Below are 1892 nucleotides of genomic sequence, written 5' to 3' on the forward strand. Positions count from 1 at the left end.
CCGCACTCGCCGTGAGGCAGGCAAAAAAAGCAGGTGTGCTTTTCTTTGCATGCGCAAAAGTGTCTTGGTCTAGTGAGTCTATCAACTCCTTAAAGCCTCCTAGAACGGCTAAAAGCCGTTCTACGTCGATTTACCGTTGACAGACAGCTAATTATGCATTTAACAGCTAAAATGGCTTAGAGAGCAAATTAGAGCCATTTAAAGCCAACATTCAAAGCAGTTAAAGTCCGAAGTCGGCTAGCGACTGGACTTTAACTGCTTTGAATGTTTCAACTGACGCAAGTCAGTTTTGTTTGAGCGAAGCGAAATCTGATACAGGTTTTAATGGTTTTAGCGCAACGTCATCTTTGATGACGTGTAAGTGCGCCTTTAACATTTTCTTTTGATTTTTTCATTGCTATTTTTAAAGCAATGCGCACTTACACACCACAATTAAAATTAATGGTGTTTGTGCTAAATTTCCTGTATCAGAAGTCGGCTAGCCGACAACAAAAAAAGGTGCTCGAATTGAGCACCCACTTTTTATTCACTAATCAATCTTGTATCTCGCCAGTTTCTTTGTCTATGTCTCCTCTGCCATACTTGCGTTCCTGATAAACAGCATCGAAATATAGTCTTATCAGTCCAGTATGAGCACGTAAAACCGAATTAACGACCTTGATACTAGGCATGCCATATTCTGAACCATGAGCTTTTAAAAAGCGTCTCAATTCACGCATATTTGCCAAATTATGGTCATCAATCAAATCACAAACATCATTCAGCATGTCGTCTTTGTCTTCCACATCAAGCGATATATATCTATCAATATCAAAATTATTTATCAGCGTAATATCTTTTTTATTATATTTATGTTTTTTCTTCTCAATAGCATCTTTAGACTCATGTGTAAGGTATGAATACATGCTTGCCATACTTCTGATGACTATTTGCACTTTAGCGATACTCCGATCACCTAGAAGCTGTTTAATCTTGTACCGAACACTATCAGCAGTAACTGGGTTTTTAGCCACATAGACAACATGATAATGCGGCTTTTTATAGTGCTTGCCATTTCGTATGACATCATCAGGTGTCCATTTTGATTTATCAGTTTTTTCATCCATATCATGAAATGGACTAATAGCAATTGGAACACCAATTAATTCTAATTTCGATTTCCAATCTTCTGGAATAGATTCGGGATATAACAAAAAGGTGAAGTATCTTGATTTGTCTTTTGCCATAATGGTAAAATAGCCTTGATAGAACAACAATGTTTAGCGGAAACTATCGTCTTGCCCAAGCCGAGTTTTCGCTTATTTTTTTTGTTCTAATTCCTTTCTTGAATAATTTTCTAAAGCTAAAACTAAAATTGCAGACTTAGAAAAACCCTTTTCTTTCGCAAGATTTTCCAAAGTGAAATACTGATCTTCGGTTAGACTGACCGTAATTCTTTTTTTATTTGTAGCCATATTTTTACTCCAAACCAAATCAAATTTAAGTACACCATTATTATGCCTTTTTGAAACATTATTGTCAATAATATATGCTATAAATCTCTATTTCGCTAAAAACTCGCTAAAAACTCGCCGAAAACTCGCCGAGATTTAAAACTCTGTAACCATTGATATTAAAGGCTTGAAGACCATTTTTAACCAAAATTGGCACTCGGCACTTAAAAGGGGGGTCGTAGTACGGTCGCAAAATTCGCTCCCTCGCCCCCTGATTTTCAAATTTATATCCCACACGAATAAAACCATGGGCGCTGCCCAAACCTGCAAGCTGTGTCAGCTTGACCCCATAAATGAGCGGGTGCTCCCGCTCAAACTCACCCCGCACTCGCCGTGAGGCAGGCAAAAAAAGCAGGTGTGCTTTTCTTTGCATGCGCAAAAGTGTCTTGGTCTAGTGAG

The 1892-nt window shown here is 38.1% G+C and carries 3 protein-coding genes; all 3 read right to left on the minus strand.

Going from position 1 to position 1892, the window contains the following annotated elements:
* Nucleotides 1-533: 533 nt before the first annotated feature.
* Complete coding sequence (locus tag EKM63_RS11225) at nt 534-1226, minus strand: replication protein (protein ID WP_012695376.1); 693 nt, start codon at nt 1224-1226, stop codon at nt 534-536.
* A 72-nt stretch (nt 1227-1298) separates the two neighbouring features.
* Nucleotides 1299-1454 (minus strand): ribbon-helix-helix protein, CopG family, encoded by a 156-nt coding sequence (locus EKM63_RS11230; RefSeq protein WP_125706635.1) that lies wholly within the window; start codon nt 1452-1454, stop codon nt 1299-1301.
* Nucleotides 1455-1560: 106 nt separating this feature from the next.
* The gene (locus EKM63_RS11380) at nt 1561-1866 is read right to left on the minus strand and encodes a hypothetical protein (protein ID WP_041534804.1); all 306 of its coding nucleotides are present in this window, start codon (nt 1864-1866) and stop codon (nt 1561-1563) included.
* Between the last annotated feature and the right edge of the window lie 26 nt (nt 1867-1892).

The organism is Companilactobacillus mishanensis, assembly GCF_003946505.1.
In the GTDB taxonomy this organism is placed as follows: Bacteria; Bacillota; Bacilli; order Lactobacillales; family Lactobacillaceae; genus Companilactobacillus; species Companilactobacillus mishanensis.